Here is a 19244-nt window from a genome sequence, read left to right as displayed (position 1 = left end):
GTACACCCATGGGTCGGCAGTGGCAACTCGGCGCTTTATGGGGGATTCCGTTTCGTCTCGATCCCTCCTGGTTTGTCATTGTGGCCTTGGTTACCCTGGCCAATGCGGTGGAAATTAATCAACGCTTCCTCCTAACGGATCACTTATCGGTTTGGGCCTGGTTCTGGGGATTCTTAATGGCCCTGGCCCTGTTTCTATCGGTACTCCTGCACGAACTGGGCCATAGTCTGGTAGCCAGACAGCAGGGGATCACGGTTAACTCCATCACCCTGTTTATTTTTGGTGGGGTAGCCAATCTGGAACGGGAGTCGAAAACCCCCCTGGGGGCCTTTGCCGTTGCGATGGCAGGGCCTTGTACGAGCCTGGTTCTGAGCGGTCTCTGCTATCTCTGGAGCCAGGCCATGACCGAGGCCCCCCTCCTCGCCTACATCAGCCAAGACTTGGGGCGGATCAACCTGTTCCTGGCCTTGTTTAACTTAATTCCGGGCCTGCCCCTAGATGGTGGGCAAGTGCTAAAGGCCCTGGTCTGGCACTTGACGGGAGACCGTCTGACGGGGGTGCAATGGGCCGCCTTGAGTGGTCAATTTCTGGGGGCCTTGGCGAATATTCTAGGGTTAGTGCTGCTTTTTTCCCTGGGGGAAGCTGGCGGGGCTTGGCTGGCCCTGATTGGTTGGTTCCTGTGGGCTAATGCCCGCCTATCGAGCCGCTGGACTCAGCTCCAACGCAGCCTGTTAAGCTTGACAGCAGCCCAAGCCATGAGTCGCCAGTTTAAAGTGGTTTCCGGTCGTCTGACTCTCCAGGAATTTGTACAGTCTTATCTCTTAGACAACCCCGAGCAGTGGTTATTCCCCTACTATGCGGCGGCCGATGGCCGTTACCAAGGCCTCGTTCCCCTAAGTCAACTTTCTACCCTAGAACGGAGTGAATGGCCCCGGCAGACAGTCCAGGACATCGCCTATCCCCTAGCAACCATTCCCAGCGTGACCGAAAAGGATTCCCTGGCAACCGTTATTAATCGCCTCGAGGCCCGTCGGGGAGCCACGGATGATTTTGGAGACCGCTACCTGACGGTGTTATCGCCCGCTGGTGCCGTCGCGGGAGTGATTGACCGGGGGGACATTGTTCAGCTCCTAGCCCGTCAGGCCCCTTGGCCCATCACCGCCGAGGAGATTCAACGCATTAAAGCCGAAGGAATCTATCCCGAGGCCCTGCCCTTACCAACCCTGGCTCGGGCCCTGGAGGGTTAGCCAGCAGAGAGAAAGGGAAAAGATAAACAAGGTAACTAATCCTAGGTAGATAATCCCTTAGACTTGATAGAGAGATTTTCGGCTAACTTCGACTCTTTAGGTAGCGTTATGTCAGTCATTGATAACCTTGAACCCGCCGATAAAATGGATGTGGGCGTTTATCTGCCCTACTATCCCAACAAGGACAAGCAAAAAATTCTGCCCCTGGCCCTAAGTCTCTACCAAAAGGGGAGTGTGGAAGGCCAGCGGCGTATTGAAGGCGGTAGCGGTATTAGCTTCGTCGCCACTTGGTATGTCTCCAAGTTACCCTCCGAATTAACCCGTTGTCGGATGCAATTTGAGGGCCAAGCTGACTTGAGCTATGAAATGACGGTGCTGAACTCGGAATTTATTGACTATCTGATCGACCTCATTAGCATTCACAATGAGAGTAAAGGTCAGTTTGTCGATTTTCCGCAGAATTTCTACAAAAAACTACTCCGCTTTGATGAATCCCCCAGTCTTCGGGCCTAACCGAAGCAATTATTGAATTCCCTGTGCAGGACAGAAGGAGCTTTTCCATGGCAAATGTAGCCCAGTGCTTACTAGTCGGTTCAATCGAGGCCTATAGCGGCAAATCCGGTATCATTCTCGGCCTTGCCCAACAACTGCAACAGCAGGGCCTGGCGATTGCCTACGGAAAGCCGATTGGAACCTGTTTAAGCAACAGCAGTATCCAACAGGAAGAGGCTGATGTGAATTTTGTGGCCCAGGCCCTGGGCCTCTCCGCTGCTCAAGTTCGTCCACCGCTCCTATTTCTAGAAGCCCATTCCATTGCCCAACGACTCCAGGGCCAAGATACCACTGACTACACCACGGCCCTCCAGGATGCCGTCGGCAGTTTGGCCGCTGATATTGTCCTGCTAGAGGGCCCAGGAACGCTTTGGGAAGGGAGCTTGTTTAATCTCTCGTTTCTTAATTTGGCGAAAACCCTCTCAGCGTCTATTCTGCTAGTGGCCCGTTACCATTCCCCATTAATCGTGGATGGCCTGATCAAGGCTCAGCAGGAATTGGGATCCCATCTTCTGGGGGTGGTGATTAACGATGTGCCGGCCGAGGCCAGGGCCTCGGCCGAGACCTTGGTCAAACCCTTCCTAGAGCAACAGGGCATTGCGGTTCTCGGCCTCCTGCCCCAGGATGACCTCCTGCGCAGTGTCAGTGTGCGAGAGTTAGCCCATCAACTGGGAGCAAAAGTTCTGTGCCGTGAAGACCGCCTCGACCTGATGGTGGAAAGCCTCACCATTGGGGCCATGAATGTTAACTCGGCCCTGGAATACTTCCGCCGGGGAGAAAATAAAGCGGTGGTTACGGGGGGCGACCGAACAGACTTGCAATTGGCGGCCTTGGAAACCTCAACCAGTTGTCTGATCCTGACTGGCCATATTCCACCTCAACCCTTGATCATCAGTCGCGCCGAGGATCTCGAGATTCCCATCCTCTCGGTGAATCTAGATACCCTCAAAACTGTTGAGATCGTAGATCAGGCCTTTGGCAATACCCGTCTACAGGAACCCATCAAAGTTCAATGTATTCAGCGCCTCATGGCCGAGCATTTCGATCTGGCTCGGTTTTTAGAGCGTTTCCAGGCCTAGGCTTGAATTTTGGTAATGGCCCTTGAAGGATCATCATTTGTCGGATTAATCGCTCAAAATTGGTTCAACAATCTGTTTATAGCTTAACTTGCTGGGTAAAAATTTTTCTATTCCCTTTTTTTGATGTATACTGATTAAGGTTAATTTTTGGCTCAGTAGCTCAGTGGTTAGAGCAGGGGACTCATAAGCCCAAGGTCGCAGGTTCAAATCCCGCCTGAGCCATATTTGTTATGACTTCAAACGCTTATCTAGCAAGGTTTTCGGCTTTTGCCCGAATTTTGGATTATCTAAGATTGGCTAAAATTAGCGAAGATTATCGACGTTATTTAAGCCAATTTTAAGCCAGTGGGAAAATTAGACGTTTCTGGCCGGCTGAATCAGGCCAATGGCCAGCTCAGGGCCGGAAAAACGGGGGTCACGATCACCCAGCGGGGCGACCGGCTCTATTTGGTGGCGACCCTCCCCCCGAAGCCTGGCAGTGAGAAGACGTACCCCCACCAGCAACGCATCGCCCTGGGCTTCCGGGCCAACCCGGCCGGAATTGACCAGGCGGTTTTGGCGGCCAGGGAATTAAGCCTGAAATTGACCCGTGGGGAGTTTACCTGGGAGGCTGAAGCCGGCCCCTTGGTGGTCAGAGACTGGATTGAGCGATTGAAGGCGCAATACTTGCTTAAGCGGATTGAGGAAGGGGCCGACCGTGCTAAGGCACAGGAAACCTGGGAATCTGAGTATATCAAGGCGTTTAAGGCTTTAGATTGGGATGCGGCGCTAACGCTGGAGGCCTTGGAGAAGGGCCTAAAAAGTTGTACGCCCAATTCTCGCACCCGTCGGCGGCGGGCTTTGGCCTTTGCTGGCCTGGCCGATCTGGCCGGGCTGGCCCATGACCTACGGAAGAAAACAGGCAGTTATGGCCCAAAAGCAGTTAATCCCCGTGATGTACCTACCGATGAGGAAATAGCCCAATGGTGGGGCCAGATTCCTAATCCTGAGTGGCAGTGCGCCTATGCTCTCCAAGCCTGTTATGGGCTGAGAAATTACGAAGTCTTTCGGCTTGACCTGTCTGATTTCCCCGTGGCCTTTGTCCATAAGGGGAAGACCAATCAGGAGCGTTACGTCTATCCTCTCTACCCGGAATGGGCCGAGCGTTGGCTAGTAGAAATAAAATTGCCCCAGGTGAACGGCAAAAACACCGACCTGGGGAATAGGGTCACGCATCAATTTAGTCGCTATGGCATCCCGTTCAATCCCTACGATTTACGCCATGCCTGGGCCAGGCGGTCACTGGAGTTTGGCTGGGATTTGTCGCTGGCGGCGGCCCAGATGGGCCACTCGGTCAAGGTTCACGCTGACATCTATCACGCTTGGATCACGCGGGATACTTACCAGCGGGCCTATGAGACGCTGTTGAGCAATCCCGATAGGCCCCTGGCCCCTTAGTTATTGCTCAAGCTTTTCTACTAATCGGTCGTAAATTTCAAGCAATAGGGATTCATCCGTAAGCCCCAAATCGTCATAAATTCGTTTGGCTAGATTTAGCGTGTCGTTTACGAAAACCGCCGCATCTACTAGACCGATGGGAGCGTGGGAGCTTCCCTTTATGGACTGAAGCCAGGAATCAAAATTGTTTAATTGTGGCATGATGATCTTCCTAACGTTTTTCGGGGTTGTTGGATAGCCATTTCATTATCTCTGGTGGGTTCCATAAGTAAGTAGCGCGGCGGGCCTCTGGTCGGCGTTTGTCCAGATAGTGGACACCGTGCTTAAGGTGGCCAGTTTTGACCAGCATCAGCAGTTCATACCGAGAGAGGGGAATTTGCTCTAAGGCCTGGGTCGTCGTCAGCCAGTTTTTCAGATTTTTCTTAGCCATAGATTTGTCTCACCCATCTTTTTATGTCGTCTAACGAGTCAAAGGTCATTGCAATTGCCCCCCCCTTGATGGCATCCCGCAGAAAATAGCCATAGTCCCCACGATGGAGGGCATAGCCAAGGGGCTTTAGGATTTGTTGGATTTCTTGGTAGGTCATCACTCTTTTACTTTCCAAACAGCCGCAATCTGATCAGGGCGTAGCTCTACAAATTCCTCTCCTTCCCGATAAGCCCACCATACATTTTTGTGGAAGGAATCTAACCAATACCCACGGTAATCCTGGTCTAGCACAACGTCACCGCGCTTTAGTACAGGAGGGCGGCGCGACTCGTTGGGGGGAAGGTCAACCGGCTCCCCATTTTTGGCCAACTGTGCTTGATATTCAGTAAGCACAGTTGAAGCACAGTTGGGAAGCACAGTTGTAAAGTCGCTCTCTGACTGGGTTTCAGATGAAGTGTGCTTCTGTGCTTCAAAATTTTGATTTTCCTGTCCGTCCGTTCCCGAAAAATTTGCAAAACGTGAAGCACAGTTCGTTGTCAAGCCCCCTTGAACTGGCTCTGTGTCTGGGTTTGGGAAGTGTGCTTCGGAAGTGTGCTTCATCTGTGCTTCAAGTGTGCTTGGGTTTGGAAGCACAGTTCTTTGGTATTCATCCCCCGACATCCCTAGCCAGTACACATAGGCACGACCGTTAGTAGCTGATTTGCGCCGGCTGATTCGTCCATTCTGAGCGAGGCGATTAAGCACCCGTCTAATAAAACTTGACTCCCCCCCTACGATTGCGTGAATTTCTGAAGCTTCGTAAACCTTGTTTCTGTTTTGTTCCAAAAATTCTAAAATCCGTTCTTCCGTTGTATCGCCTCCGCTATCCTGGCCGGCCTCTCCATTGAAAGACCATCCCCCTGTTTCGGGATTGAACTCTAATTCATACTTGCCAGGGGCGCGGCTACGGCTCTTGTCAATGGCCAAAATCCGTTGGCTAGTGGTGGGGTCACTAAGTTGGCTGGGCCGGCTCAGGCTGAAAATGTGGCTAACACTGGCGGCAATGGCCTTGGTTCCTCGGCTCCCTCCTTCGCTGTTGGAATGGTGAACCAAATAAATCAAGCATCCGTATTCCTGGGCAATATCCCTCAATTCCAAAACCGGCCGGGCATACTCAGTGTCATTTTCGGAGAAAAGGCTATTTCGGTTGATGCTAGTCAAACTATCAATTAGGATGACCTCCGGGCGGAATTGTTCGATGTTGACGCGCAGGGCGGCCATGTGGTCAGCCGTCCAACGGGTAATAACCTTGACCGGCATATCGTCAGTAAACCCCCTGTGGTCGAGCGCGTTGAGCATATCGCCTTGGCTCTCATCCGTCTGGACGATGAGCGCTCTTCTGGTCGGGGCCGTGACGTGATGCCCCTCCCATGACTCCCCCCTGACCATTGAATAAATCCAGTCATAGATCAGCCTGGTTTTGCCTACCCCCCCGTGGGCATGGAGCAAGACAACACTGCCAGCCGGCCCGAAGCCATGGAGAAACCATTCTTGAACCGATGACCCGTATTTTTCCTTGACTTCCTTCAACCCCATCATTGGTTCTACTTCTCGGGCCGCCAAATTCTTCAGGTACAAGTGATTAAGAAATTTAGTGGTATGCCCTGTTCTGCTGGCCAAAGCCTGCATCTTGAACAGTTTTAGTCCGGGGTCTGCTACGGTCTGTTCAATTTTCCTCACTTCCTCGACCAGCCTTTCGTATTGGCGCTGGTGCTTGTCTTCGTCGGCTCCGATCTGCTGGGTCGCTTCTCCGATCCGTTCTTGGAGACGGTTCACAAATTCAAGGAAGCCGTCGGCCTGCCAGCTTTCATCCTTGGCCACCTGGACTAAATCGTTGGCGTGTTCCAATACTTGCCGGCGGGCGTATTTCTCGTTGAGCTTGGCAACGTAGCGGTCTAACGCCCCTGAGCCGACCGTCTCGCTGAGCATCTCCGACAGTGAAGCAATCCCGCCAACATCATCCAATAGCTGTCTTTCCTGAAGGCGCGTAGCCAGGGTTTTTAGATCGGTGGGGAATCCGTCACGATGCAGTTTCAATACCTCCCGGTAAATGGTTTGGTGAGCCTTCACATAAAAGGCATCAGGAATCAGGTTTCTGTCAAGCTTTTGTATGGCGTTGGAATCAAAAAGGATGCAACCGATGACCGCTCTCTCTAACTCAATGCTGTGGGGCGGAATCATTGCAGAGAGGGGATTATGACCGTTATTTTGTGGTATCATAGTAACGTAATGAGGGTTCAGAGAAATAAGTTAAAAACCTACATAAGCGAGGAAAAGAGAGAGAAAGCCAAGTTCTCCCTCTTTTTTTTGTTATTGGCCCCGGCGAAACTTGTCCAGCATTTCCTGACGGCGCTTTTGTACTTCGTCTAGGGTCTGGCCCCAACGTTTACTAGGAGGGTCACCCCACGGTGCATGGAAGGGGTGATTCTTAGGGGGCTTGGGCGGTTGTTTGTCACTCATGGCTGGCCCTCGCTGGGAACTTTGCCAGGACACCAGACTGCGTGACCGATGGGGAAATCGTCATCGTAGGGTGATCCGTAATAAAAGCGTTGTGGCCACGGGTTTTCAGGAAAAAACCAAATAACATTTCCGTCTTCTTCTTCGTCCCAGTGCCCCATGGGTCGAAAGCCGTCTTCCAGAACGAAATGAGTACTCATGGCTGGCCCTCCTTTCTGGCTTCCCTAATAACCTCACCTTCTACCGCTCGGTTAGGTTGGATTGGGTCATGCTTAGAGGATTCAAGAACCCCGTCTACCCAGCTTTCGAGCCTTTTTGCTTTAGTAAGCCAATTCTTGGAACGAGTAGCGAAATAGTTGCGCTGGGCTTCCCTCATTTCACGGACTATTTCAACAAAATCTGAAGACATCACGCCGCACCTCCCGACCGACCAGTAACAGGGAAACTACGAACCGGGGCCGGTTTAGGGGGCCGCCATCCTGAGAAAGCGCTATTGATGGCCCGGGCCTGGACTACGGAATATTGCTTATTGGCTACTAAAGCCTGAACGTCATCTTGCAGATAAATCTGGGCCTTGCCGGTATAGAGGGCATTGGGGGCACTGGCCCGATAGGCGGAATAGACCTCAGTGCAGGCCTGCTCAAATTCGTCAGCGGCGGCCGCCAACTTCTTAATAGAGTCTTCGAGTCTTTTTGACATGGCTAGGAATAAACCCCCCAGTAAAGGGGGGAGTCAGTAGGAGCGGTAATTGATCGCCGCAGTGACCCGGCCCTTTTGCTTATTCCAAGCCAAGCCCTAAAATAGGGGTGGAAGGACTTAGTAATAAGCCTCACTTTTGTGCTAGGGATTCTCTTGCGGTAGAGCCTAGGAAACTTTTCCCGCAAGGATTCCACTAGCCAACCCCCTGTCAGTCAATCAAGAGGGCGTAGTCTGGGACTACGTTTAAATGCTATTATGTACCTGCCCCAAGAGTCAATAAAAACGCCAGTGACATTAAAGCAAGTCAGAAAAAAGCTAAATATCACTCAAGACCAACTCGCTGAGCGGCTAGGTACAAAGCGTCCCAACATTAGCAATATTGAGCGAGGGGTTGAGATTCCTGACTGGTTGATGAAAGCACTAACGCTTCACAGTGTTCTTCGGCAAGCTGGATATTCGTTTGACGACTTACTTCTTTCCCTCCCAGACCCTGAAGACCATGCAAAAGTGAAGGAATCCTAATGAGCACCATCATCGAAACTGACCTGAAAGACATCCTGGCTAAATTTGACCAGCGCTTCGACCGCTTGGAGCAACGCCTAGACCGCATAGATGCAGACCTGACGGATTTGAAAGTTTCCCAAACCAAGCTAGACGGGAACCTGATCAGGATAGAGGAGAAGATGGATACCCTAGACCAACGTGTCCAACGCCTCGAAGACAACCAGAACAAACAAATCTGGGCTTTAATCCTGGCTATTCTGGGGGCCTTGATTACTGCAACTATCCGATTCGGCTTTTTTCCCAAGGCCTAGACTAGAAGAGTACACCGGGCAATGTCTTAGCGCTGGTGTCAGATGTAGTTATTACTTGGCCCCTGCCTATTCGGCGGGGGTTTTCTTTTTGGGCCAGCGGAACCATTTACGTCGGTTATTCTGCCACCAGCTAGCTCCCAAACGCCGCCACCGATAAATCTGGGAAGCCAGAAACAGCCAAAGCACGATGATGACCGGAACAATGGTTTCTCCCATCTCCCGGATCTGTTCCTTGGTCAAATAGTCGTTAGTGGCTACGACCAATAGAGCGGCCATTGTGATCAGCGTTATCAGCAAGACCAGGCCGGTTAAATACTGCCATAGCCCTTCCCGCCAACTGGGCCAGCTCGGGAACCATTGAGGCAAGGCCGGGTCATGCTTGCCCCAAAGGAAGTAATGGATCAGCGTGTAGTAGACCACGGGGAAGATGACCAAAAACGAAACCAGGCCAAGCAGGCCAAAAGCCCATTGCTCTGTTAGGACGTGCAGTCCGATCATCATGACCAGGGGAATAACCGTCAATCGGCCAACAGTTAAATAGATGCCCGTCAACAGCAATAGCCAAAAGGTTCTTAACCAATCTTTAAACGAAGGAAATCCCATAAGCCAATCTCCGAAACTGCCCCAATTCTAAGCATTCTGGCTTGTGGATAACCTGTGGAAATCATGTGGAAAACCTTCAGAAATTGGGGATAATCAAGACAGTTTCGTCAGGGTTTGACTATGACTGTGTTACCTGCCAGGCTGTCTCGCCTTGCTCTTGGGATTGATTCTGTAGAGAGAGGGATAGTCTTTGCTCTAATCGGCCTCAAACAGGCAACGCTGGGCTTACCAGCCACCGACCCCAACAAAGAGGCAATCTCTTTGGTCAATACAGTCTCTATTGTGGATGGAGTCTATCGAGCCACTCTGGCGGCAAAGGTGGTTCTCCCGTTTGACAAAACCTTGTATTTGCAAACGGCTGGCAGTGTTTCAGGGTCAGTTCTCCCGGTGTCAGAAGCGGAAATTGATATTTTAGGCACTTCTCCCACAGAGGAAGAGCATTTTCCTATTCCCGAAGATCCACCAGAAATAGAAACCCTAGAACAGTATCTGGTCTGGCTGACATTATTCTGGCAACAAAATTTTGCCAGCCCGACATTGAACTTGGTTAAGTTTACGAATTTCCTAGCCAATAACTTGGTTTTGGAGTACGCTATCCCTTTTGATTATTTAACGTATCTCAAAACTCAAAATCTGTTAAAAGCAGTGCTTCCTCAAATTTCAGGAAATGAACCTGAAATACCAACATTTGTTGGAAATAATTTCCTTTTCAATAATTCAATCTACCTTGCAAACTAATGTCAAATATCACCCCCATTCAAGTTTTTCCTGGTATTAACGACCTGCCCACTGCGCCAACAGCGCAACAAGGCTGTAACGGTAGTTTTATTGTTGAAAAAATCAACAAGCTTATTGCAAACACTAACTACCCTATAGAAACTTTACAAGATTACCCCAACACAATAGAGCGTTATATTGATACCACGGCAGGGGATGACTCTAATGATGGGTTAACCGAAGAAACTGCATTCTTAACTTGGGACAGAGCGATACAAGAAATAAGCGGTTATTTAATTACAGATAACTACGGTATTACGTTTTATGTCAAAGGCACTTTGCAAGCCCCATTAAATTGTTTGGGCGTAAAACCAATGGGGAGGACTGGGTATAACTGGGGGGTCATTCAAGTTTACCCTTACCCATCAGTAACAGGCAACTTTGTGATTGAATCCATAACAGAACCTGGAAACGATGACTATTTCTCTAGAAGGGTGTTTATTACAGAAGGAAAACCAATCATGATTAGCGTTGCTAATTGTGATTTTCTTATTCACACACAACTTGAATTTGATGATTCTCTATATGAGTTTTATGATTGCAAATTCATAGCAACTAATACATCTGCTTATTACGGAATAGTTTTTGGCGATTGTGAAGTTGATTTATATAGTGCTGTTTTCGATACTACCCCAAAGGCAGTAAATGTTTTAATAACAGGCCCTACAACTAGAGTACGCATAGATACAGAATTTACTGTAATTGACCCCAACACGAACTACGGTGGATTTATCAATATAGATCGAGGTGCTTATTGCTATTTAGATGCAGTTGCTACTGCTTCTACAGAACCCCAAATACAAGTTTCTAGTTCGTCTTCACTCTGTGTTAATGAAGATTCTACTGGTTGGGATTTTACCGTTCTGAATGGGGCTAAATTTACTTGGGATGATTGGTATGCTGGCGACGAAGCTACAACTTTATTTTTACCTGCTCCTACTGATGGGTTATATCCTCTCTGGTTGCCTCAAAAACGATGCAAGCTTTACGGAGTTCATTACAAAGGCAAGACAGGAGTAGGGACTTTTCAGGTTCAAGTAGGAACTACTCTTGTTGGAGACCCACAAACAACTACGTTTTCATCTATTTTAACTAAATACGACATGAACGATATTGAAATGCTTATTTCTGGCCGGTTTGCTGAAGAGGTTTATTTAAACATCTCTAATTCAACTGGCTTAGAAGACCTGTTCATCCAAGTAGTTTACCGTAATTACTAATATGCAATACACAATCATTAGCCTTTCTGATGAAACTTTTTTATGTGAAAACATAGACACTGGGGAAAGAATCGCTTTTCCTAAAAAGAATTTTAGGCAAAAAATTCCTATTGTAGGGAAAACTTATGTTTTTGAAATACGGGGAAATAATATCAAAATTGTTCCCCTGGATGAAACCTAATGACCGTAAACCTTCCCCTCTACTTGTTCGACCCCGATCAAACTCATGACCTACTCTGGGCCGAGCGGATTGACCCCCAGATCTGCGACCTTCTATATTATTCATTCCTTGGGAATGGGCCTTTTGTGGAAGGAATGCTTCCCATCGTCTTGGTTGACCGCTACATCCCCGGTGGTGACGCTATCCCCTGGGCCAGTGAATGGACAACGACCTATTTCGATTTCCTTAAACCATTGAGCCGTACTCATCTGCTCAACGATGGGGAAATCAATGGTTCTGCCTACGGTTTTGAGCCAGAATACCAGGCCAATCTCCCCACAGAATTAGACTTAGGGGCCAGCTTTCCAGACCGAATCGAGGTCACGGTGGCCAAGGGCCAGACCGGACTAATTTCCTGGCTGGAACGCACCCATGTAGAGGTTTTTGCTTGGCAATATTGCCCCCAGGTGACGAACAAAATCCAGGTCTGGATGCGTCGGCATAAGGTCATCACGGCCATTGCTGACGACGTTACGTTAGAAATTTTTACCCTGAGCTTTTTGCACAATTCAGTTGTCTTGCAAAATGCGACCCTAGAGAGTCTGAACCAAGCCGAAAAACGCCTTTTGCTCTACGAATATTTGGACGATGTTCTAGAAGATTGCTACAGCCAACTGAGGATTAGCGAACCCAAGGCCTTGACGGCGGTGGATGCCACCCTACTCAGCAACTACACACCGGAAGGTGTGACGCTCCCTGACGACATTTCCCCGCGCTTGAGATTTAACCACCGCTTGCTCTACAGCTCGCCGTTGTTCCAAACCATTCCATCAGGATATTACTTTGCGACCTTAATTTATGCTGTACCTCCCAAGCGGAATAATCAGCCGCTGTTCACCTTAGAAGGGCCCCGGGCCAACCTAGGGAAACCCCCGGTGCTGATTGCTGGGGTGGTCAATAATCCAGAGGGGCCATCATTGACGTTTACCGTTTCGCTAACCCATTTAGATCTAGGAGCGCTTTGGCCAGAGAATGCGGTTAAAGTTCCCTGGGGATTGGATTTTAACCAACCGTCGCGCAGTCCTGCCTTAGTCGTCCCCTTGGCGAATAATATCGCCAGTTTCGCGGTCACGGCGTCTCTCAAAACCTTTACCAATAATCACAACCCGAGTGAGGCCATGCCTCGGCTATCCCCCATCAATGGGTATCCCGTGGTTAAAACGATTGCAGACCTGCCAACTCGGTCTGGCGATGCGTCGGTTTGGGTGAACGAAACCCACTGCTTTTATCGGGCTTCCACGACAGAACCCGAGGCCAGTTTATTGAATGGGCTGGATGTGATTCCTGATGCTTCCCCCAATCGTTGGTGGTATAGAACCGAGCACACGGCCAGCTATCCCATTAATCAAACTCGCTCCCCAGAAGGCGACAGCGTTCCCTCAGAACCGGAAGGCTCAAAGCCTGGCTATGTGTTCTTTTTTGACTTTGATTACAGTTACCCAGAAAGCGCAAAGCTCTCTATCAACACGGCTGAATATAGCCACCCCGGCGACGGCGGAAGGTATGCGGAAGAGGTGATTATTGATTCCCGGCCCTTCGCTAATTCCATTTACTTTGATAACGATGTTGGCTTTATTTATACGGTCAACCAATACCACCAAGGCATCGACGTAGCGCCGACGGATGTTGCCTACGGGAGCCAGTGGCAAACCATTAATCAGTATTTTTATCAATTTAATCCCCGGTTTATTTCTGTCAGTTTTTCCGCCAATAACCTAGAACTTTTTTACGATGATCAGGTCGCCTTGTTCCGTCACGATTTGGAATTGACCGAGCATGTAATAACTGAGTGGCGTTCCCTCGGGCCAAACTACGACGCGATACAACCGGATACCTGGTATTGGCCCAACGAAGAAGGCCCCATTGGCGATGTCAGCAGAGACACCCTGAATTACCACGAAGTCGTTAACCAAATGCTGGTGAAAACGACCTATCCCAACGACCTGACCAACGGCACGGCCATCATCAATTCATTGCCAGGGAACAACGGGAGCCAACTAAAGTACAGCGATAGCGGTCTGCTCCAAGATGGCTATTTCAGGATAGGAAGACCCGACCTGAGCGGCGTTATTGCCTCTACTCAACGGCTGACCCGTTCCCTGCGGGTACAACCCCTCACCAAACCGCTTTACATTCTGTATTCAAGTGGAGGTGTTTCTTATCCCACGGAAGCCCAATTCTTGAAATTGATTGAACCCCAACCCGGTTTCTTTATCTGCGACCCCAACCCTGACCCGTTGCAGAATAGAAACTTCCCCTTAGTTTTTGACGATGACAATACCGACTGGATAGGAGACCTTATGCCTGATTCGATTCGAGTTAAAGAAATTCACGCGGCCTTGCAGGCCGACAAATATGCCAACGATGACAAATATCCGGCCTCTTACCGAGTAGCTAATCTGGGCTGGCTCATTGACAAGATGGCCAACGTTTTAGGCCTGCATTTTGCCAGCGATGGGGAAATGTTGAAAGTGCGAGACACTGAGCATAAAAAAGACGGCGAAACCATTCCCGAGCAATGGCAGATTGGCCAATGGGGCAAGAATAATTGGATCGCCACCAAGTCTAACGGTGATAAGGTCGCGGTCAATGGCGTGGGCTATGCCTACGAAGTCAGGAGCAATGGATTTGGGACGGATAAATTCACCGGGGCCAATGGGGTCATTGAGGAGGGGGGCTGGGTTTTGGTAAACAGCCTGATCCAATTGCTGGAGGTCAAATATGACGACGATGACCGGGCCTTTGGCCTGCAGGATTTGGGGGCCAACGTCATCCCCAGGGCCGACAAGACGGGCTACATTGCCTACGAAGGAATGCACAGTCTGCTGATTGAAATCGCCTACATGCTGAGTGCGATGTCAGGGAATGTCAATCGATCTGAGGTCTTAAACATGAAATCTGTGGCCATTCTGCAAGAGCTTTTGGCCAGCCAAGGCCTGCCTGTTGAACTGAAGACCTTGCCGGCAACCGTCGCGGGGCAAACGGTGCAGATTCCCTATCCTGGGCTGTCGTCAGATTCCCCGAGCCTGGTGGATTTCATGTTTTGGATACTGTCAAATCTGGCCCCGGTGGTATCGGCTCAGTTAGCTTATAAACAAGACGAAGAAGAGAAACTTTAGGAGGATTTTATGGGAGCACCGGCCGCCCTTGGCGTTGCAATTATTTCCAGTGTGGCCGCCGCGGCCATTATTGATTATCTCAACCCGCCATTATCGAAAGATCCGGAACTTCCCCAGGAGCCAGACCCCCCGGATATTAATAACAACTTCGATTTTTCTAATACCAATACCCACAACGTCAACAATTACAACACCTACAACTTCAATCCCCCTAGCCTAACGCCGCCGCCCAGCGTGGTTTATGTGCCAACGGGGAATGGGGCCAGGCCAGAAGTCAGCATTGAAATCAAGGATCCTCCCGAAGTCCCTAACCGGCGTTTACCTAAGGAAGCCGACGGACAAACTGACACTAAGACCCCCAAGAAACGCAGTATCAGCATTAAGCAACAACTGACGGAAAAGCCCTACGGTGGCCTGCTCACCCATCCAGTTTCTACCAAGCCGATCAAGCGCTATAACCTGCAACTCAGTAAGTTTAAAGAGCAGTTAACGGCGGCAAAAGAAGACTCCGTTAGAAAGTTTGCGAACTGGATGACCTTACAACAGGCCCAGCCAGCAAACCAGGAGGAGAAAAAGGAATATGACGAGCTGGCCAAGGACTTAACCCTTTGGGACAGCTTTGCCTTAGTAGCCCCGGCTTCGATTCCTGGTTTATCCGGTGAAATCGGTTTGCTCTACGGAATGAAACCCCTAGCCGTGCTAGCCAGTGCCTACAATGTGTCCCGCGCCAATGCTTACCAAGAGGTCACGGGCTATGTACCGCTTAAGCTGACGGTCGGCAATAAGCCCATTGCAGACAGTACCCCTACAACCCTCGGCGATCAGAAACTGCAAATTTCAACAGACGGCGAAATTCGTAAAGTCCTGGGAGTGGATGATTTTAGCTGGGCCTTGACCGCTTCCCCGGAAGACATTCTGAAAGGATACGGGCTACTACAATTTGCCAAAAATGGTGAGAGCGAGGAATTCAGTAAACAAGTAAAGGCGGCGTTAGAAAGTGGCAACGTCAAGCAGTTTATTGAAGGCATCTCTGGAACCACAGACGGCAACAAACTACAAATTAAATCCCTCCCCCGCCTAATGGCTTTAATGTCCGCCGCCGCCTTTTTCCGGGCCGGATACCATCGTTTACCCCAGGAATATCCTGAGCATTTAGTCAAAGACAAAGCAGGCCTGACTACTGGCAAGAAAGGAGGAACTCCGCCACCGCCAAAACTAATCAAGCTGGGCGATATGCTGGAAATTCAAGACTGGCAGAACCGCCAATTAGATGCCCTTTTTGGGGAATGGGCTACGACTATCAAGGTTAAATCACCCGATGGCAAAAAAGAGGAGGAAATTCATCTCCCCAATATGGCAGAAGCAATCGGTGAGTTGTTCAACTTGGTTTTCAATATCAACCTCCTCTCAGAACATCAAACCCAGATGCAAATCAAGGCCTTATCTGAGTTAATCAAGCTGTTTAACCAAGACTTGCTGACCCATGATCACGTTGTCGCCATCTCTAAATTCTTGGGCTATAACGGCGAAACTGACTCTGAGGAAGTTCCCCTTCCCTTTAACCCCAAAGCCGACGATTTAATGGAGTTTCAACAGCCTAGCAAACACAACGTTTTGCGCTGGAAAAATGTAGATAAGGCCGTCATGAAGGAAGACCTAATTACTGTTGGTCTGAATGCGGCCAAGGCGGCCAGCGCGGTTTGGCGCAAGTATAAACCCGGTGAACCTTTACCCGGTGAAAAAATCAAACAGAAACGAGAAGAAGCTAAAAAATTAGCTGACGAACAATGGGACAAATGGATCAAGGAAAATAACCTCCCCACGGGCTACGAGAAACTAGACCAGAAGCCACGACCTATCATAGATAACATCCCAGTTTCAGATAACCAAGACGATGCCTAGTGATCTAACCTTTCAACAATTGGCCAACGCGGCCCCCGCCGGGGCCATTTCTCTGAGTGGTGATGATGTCGTAATTTCCGCTTCCCTGCTCACCGGAGACACCATAGATGCCTTGTCGGCCAGTGGTGTCGTTGAATTCTGCATTAAATTGCTCGGCGCGGCTGAGGCGGCCCAAACCACGGCCAATACGGGAGTGGCGACCGGCAGTCGATTAAACAGCTTTTTTAGTACGTTCTCGTCAGTGAGTCTCAGCAATAGTGGCCCAACGGCCCAAAGTACCCGCTCTGTAACTGGCGTGGTTCCACTTAATGTTAATGAAATCACAGGAACAACGATCTAATGCCTGCACTATCGGGGAATTCGTTTAAAGCAATCGGCACGGCGGCCAAAAACTTTTTTGGCTACGAAATCCCTGATGTTTTGACCAGTGAGAAAGTTAGGAATACCCTCGGCCCCCGTGTTTTTGACTTTTTCGCCAAGCAGAAGAAAGAGCATCCCTTGGGAGGATTAGGAAAACTTGTTCAAGATATTTTTGGAGCCTTGGGGGGGAGCCTGAATTTTATCGGCGGGGCGCTTAAGTTTTTGGGCGCTATCTGGGAAAAGACCATTGGCTGGATGATTCCAGATTTTTCTATTTCTGGAATCTGGGATTTTTGTGTAGAAAGCTACTTCGAGATTAAAAATTTTGACTGGAATCAAACCGACGCGCAACTAGAAGAAGCTATTAAGCAACTGGACATTGGTATAGCAGCGGCCAAAGGGTCTTTGGCAGGAACAAGTGTTGTGTGGACTGTGGGCGCAGCTGTAGCCGCTGGGGTTGCGTTTAAGTGGCCAGTTATTGCCGCTGATATGGCCTTGGAAGTGGCAGAAGAGGGAAGCAGTGAAATTGCCGCCAAAATAGGCGCGTTTTTCCAGACGTGGTTTAGATCTACTGTTAGCAAAGGCTGGATTAAAGCCTTGTTATCGGCAAGACGTTATGAATTATTTGGGCAGAAGTCGATCTACAGTTCAGACAACAAAAAACCCTGGACAATTGCCGATGCTATTGACAAAAAAATTGAGTCCATCAAAGACCCTGAAGACAGAGCCTACTGGCGGGCTTTCTTGGATGCAGTGGAAGACTCAATTATCGACATGGGCTATGTCATGGCCTATTCGTTAGATGACTTTTTCCAAAACAACAAATACGCCGACCAGCCCCCACCCGACACCGAACGGGCCATTAGGCTTTACCTGAACCCCAGCAACAAACTGGGAGACGACGGGGCTCCACCTGTCCCCAGTGCTGATGACCCCTTTATTTACCTAGAAGGTGACCAGGAAGAGGTAATCCAGCAGGCAGAATCAGCCCTACTCCAACAGGGCATTTTAGGCCCTCGTGATGTTGGAGAATTTCTGGCTGTCCCCTACGAAGAATGGCAACGAGCCACCCCTAAAAGGGCTAACCTTCAACTTCGTTATTACTCCAAAGAGAAACCCCCCTTTGAAGTAGAAGGCATTAGAAGAAGCGTTCTCAACATTCCTGACCCCAAGCCTCTTACCTGGCAAAAAATCAAGCAAGCCGCCGTTCGCTTCACCTATGGCCCTGTCTTGACGACAGTTCGTCTAGACAATGGGCGACAGATGCAGGTCTGGGCTTCTACTCCCACCGAGGGATTGTCTTTCATTAAGTCACTACTAACTTTATCTAACGCCAAGATGGTAGGATTTCCTGCCCATACAGAAATAGACGACTCGCTTCTGCCCCCCGCAGAGAAAAAACGCAGTGTCCTGATGTATCCCGCCTTTGGAACCTATACCATTGTGCGCTCTACCAATGGCATCACAGACCCCAGCTATCTACACACCAAGAACAAAGAGTGGGCCAAGAAGCGCTTCAAAATCTACGTTGATACCGAGAAAGAAAGTGACTTTGAAAGCCCACTGATCAGTTAGTCTGCTCTCAGTCCCCTCTACACCAATAAATTCCCACTGACCATTGCCCCAGCCAAAAACGGCTTCCATCAATAATGGGGACTTTTAGGCGGTACTTTTTTATGCCGTCAAATACTTTACAAAACTTTATTGTTATTTTGTACTCACCCCTATCTAAGACTGTGTTGGATTACCCAGGATTTTCGAGCACCCTAAGGGTCGTCGGGGCAATCTGGAACCACAAATAAAAAGTAGAATTCGGGCTAGTGAGCAGTACACTGCCCTGGTCATCGCTGATGTTTTTAGCAAAATCTTGGGCTATAACAAAACTGTTGATATCTAAAGGAGCTTTTATGGCTGTTCTTAAAAATTTGACCTTTCAAGAATTGGATACCGCGCTTGGCGGTGATGTTCTTGAGTATGCTGCTGGGGATATTACTGTTTCCTTATCTGCTCTTACTGGCGACACTTATACCGCCCTAACCAATGAAGGTGTTGTTGAAGTAATGTCCAAGTTACTGACGGCTTGTTACACTGCCCAGGAAGCCGCCAATGCCGCTCTAGCCCCTGAGGATAGTGAGCTTACCAGCTTCTTTACTCCTACCAATGCTGGCTACAACCCGGATCAAGGCGGGATTGTTTTCAGCCAACAAATGCGTTACGTCGCGCCGGTTAACTTCGACCAAACGGTCGGCACTAACGCTTAAGTCAACCTTACCTAGGCATTAGCCTAA

General features: G+C 49.4%; 19 protein-coding genes and 1 tRNA gene. 14 read left to right on the top strand and 6 right to left on the bottom strand.

Annotated features, from left to right (window positions below; genetic code table 11):
• Window positions 1–8 precede the first annotated feature (8 nt).
• The 5 genes from ABXS88_RS13570 to ABXS88_RS13550 all read left to right on the top strand — a co-directional run bounded on the left by ABXS88_RS13570 (window position 9) and on the right by ABXS88_RS13550 (window position 4315).
• The gene (locus tag ABXS88_RS13570) at window positions 9–1247 is read left to right on the top strand and encodes a site-2 protease family protein (RefSeq protein WP_353672578.1); all 1239 of its coding nucleotides are present in this window, start codon (window positions 9–11) and stop codon (window positions 1245–1247) included.
• 108 nt (window positions 1248–1355) lie between these two features.
• Complete coding sequence (gene ebsA, locus ABXS88_RS13565) at window positions 1356–1760, top strand: type IV pilus biogenesis protein EbsA (RefSeq protein ID WP_353672577.1); 405 nt, start codon at window positions 1356–1358, stop codon at window positions 1758–1760.
• Between the two features lie 47 nt (window positions 1761–1807).
• Window positions 1808–2878, top strand: a complete 1071-nt coding sequence (locus ABXS88_RS13560; RefSeq protein ID WP_353672576.1) for a phosphotransacetylase family protein — start codon at window positions 1808–1810, stop codon at window positions 2876–2878.
• Window positions 2879–3027: 149 nt separating this feature from the next.
• A tRNA-Met gene (locus ABXS88_RS13555) sits at window positions 3028–3100 on the top strand.
• 123 nt (window positions 3101–3223) lie between these two features.
• Window positions 3224–4315, top strand: coding sequence for a site-specific integrase (locus tag ABXS88_RS13550; RefSeq protein ID WP_353672575.1), 1092 nt, complete (start codon window positions 3224–3226; stop codon window positions 4313–4315).
• Here the strand turns inward: ABXS88_RS13550 and ABXS88_RS13545 are convergent, their stop codons facing one another.
• The 5 genes from ABXS88_RS13545 to ABXS88_RS13525 form a co-directional block, all read right to left on the bottom strand.
• A complete protein-coding gene (locus ABXS88_RS13545; protein WP_353672574.1) occupies window positions 4316–4516 on the bottom strand; it encodes a hypothetical protein in 201 nt (66 codons plus the stop codon).
• A gap of 10 nt (window positions 4517–4526) precedes the next feature.
• On the bottom strand, window positions 4527–4745 hold the full coding sequence (locus tag ABXS88_RS13540) for a hypothetical protein (RefSeq protein WP_353672573.1): 219 nt from the start codon (window positions 4743–4745) through the stop codon (window positions 4527–4529).
• Window positions 4746–4901: 156 nt separating this feature from the next.
• Window positions 4902–6965, bottom strand: coding sequence for a DnaB-like helicase N-terminal domain-containing protein (locus ABXS88_RS13535; protein WP_353672572.1), 2064 nt, complete (start codon window positions 6963–6965; stop codon window positions 4902–4904).
• A gap of 129 nt (window positions 6966–7094) precedes the next feature.
• Complete coding sequence (locus tag ABXS88_RS13530) at window positions 7095–7244, bottom strand: hypothetical protein (protein ID WP_353672571.1); 150 nt, start codon at window positions 7242–7244, stop codon at window positions 7095–7097.
• 405 nt (window positions 7245–7649) lie between these two features.
• On the bottom strand, window positions 7650–7940 hold the full coding sequence (locus ABXS88_RS13525; RefSeq protein ID WP_353672570.1) for a hypothetical protein: 291 nt from the start codon (window positions 7938–7940) through the stop codon (window positions 7650–7652).
• Window positions 7941–8195: 255 nt separating this feature from the next.
• Here ABXS88_RS13525 and ABXS88_RS13520 point away from each other — a divergent pair, with 255 nt between their 5' ends.
• On the top strand, window positions 8196–8462 hold the full coding sequence (locus tag ABXS88_RS13520) for a helix-turn-helix transcriptional regulator (RefSeq protein ID WP_353672569.1): 267 nt from the start codon (window positions 8196–8198) through the stop codon (window positions 8460–8462).
• Window positions 8462–8755 carry a hypothetical protein gene (locus ABXS88_RS13515; RefSeq protein ID WP_353672568.1) on the top strand — a complete coding sequence of 98 codons (294 nt, stop codon included), beginning with the start codon at window positions 8462–8464 and terminating at the stop codon, window positions 8753–8755. The genes ABXS88_RS13520 and ABXS88_RS13515 overlap by 1 nt, the downstream gene beginning before the upstream one ends.
• A 66-nt stretch (window positions 8756–8821) precedes the next feature.
• Here ABXS88_RS13515 and ABXS88_RS13510 read toward each other — a convergent pair whose 3' ends face one another.
• Window positions 8822–9358 (bottom strand): hypothetical protein, encoded by a 537-nt coding sequence (locus ABXS88_RS13510; protein ID WP_353672567.1) that lies wholly within the window; start codon window positions 9356–9358, stop codon window positions 8822–8824.
• A 120-nt stretch (window positions 9359–9478) separates the two neighbouring features.
• Between ABXS88_RS13510 and ABXS88_RS13505 the strand changes: the two genes are divergently transcribed.
• The 7 genes from ABXS88_RS13505 (at window position 9479) to ABXS88_RS13475 (ending at window position 19217) form a co-directional block, all read left to right on the top strand.
• Entirely contained in the window at window positions 9479–10096 is a 618-nt protein-coding gene (locus tag ABXS88_RS13505; RefSeq protein ID WP_353672566.1) for a hypothetical protein, read from the top strand.
• A complete protein-coding gene (locus tag ABXS88_RS13500; RefSeq protein ID WP_353672565.1) occupies window positions 10096–11355 on the top strand; it encodes a hypothetical protein in 1260 nt (419 codons plus the stop codon). The genes ABXS88_RS13505 and ABXS88_RS13500 overlap by 1 nt, the downstream gene beginning before the upstream one ends.
• Window positions 11356–11535: 180 nt before the next feature.
• Window positions 11536–14694, top strand: coding sequence for a hypothetical protein (locus ABXS88_RS13495; protein WP_353672564.1), 3159 nt, complete (start codon window positions 11536–11538; stop codon window positions 14692–14694).
• A 9-nt stretch (window positions 14695–14703) separates the two neighbouring features.
• Window positions 14704–16596 (top strand): hypothetical protein, encoded by a 1893-nt coding sequence (locus tag ABXS88_RS13490; RefSeq protein ID WP_353672563.1) that lies wholly within the window; start codon window positions 14704–14706, stop codon window positions 16594–16596.
• Window positions 16589–16936: a hypothetical protein gene (locus ABXS88_RS13485; protein WP_353672562.1), complete on the top strand. Its 348-nt coding sequence runs from the start codon at window positions 16589–16591 to the stop codon at window positions 16934–16936. Before ABXS88_RS13490 ends, ABXS88_RS13485 begins: the two co-directional genes overlap by 8 nt.
• Window positions 16936–18531 (top strand): hypothetical protein, encoded by a 1596-nt coding sequence (locus tag ABXS88_RS13480; RefSeq protein ID WP_353672561.1) that lies wholly within the window; start codon window positions 16936–16938, stop codon window positions 18529–18531. Before ABXS88_RS13485 ends, ABXS88_RS13480 begins: the two co-directional genes overlap by 1 nt.
• Before the next feature lie 332 nt (window positions 18532–18863).
• Entirely contained in the window at window positions 18864–19217 is a 354-nt protein-coding gene (locus tag ABXS88_RS13475) for a hypothetical protein (RefSeq protein WP_353672560.1), read from the top strand.
• Window positions 19218–19244: the final 27 nt, after the last annotated feature.

The organism is Synechocystis sp. LKSZ1 (genome assembly GCF_040436315.1).
Classification (GTDB): Bacteria; Cyanobacteriota; Cyanobacteriia; order Cyanobacteriales; family Microcystaceae; genus Synechocystis.
The sequence above is the reverse complement of the archived record's forward strand: the minus strand, read 5'-3'. Positions and strand labels throughout refer to the sequence as shown.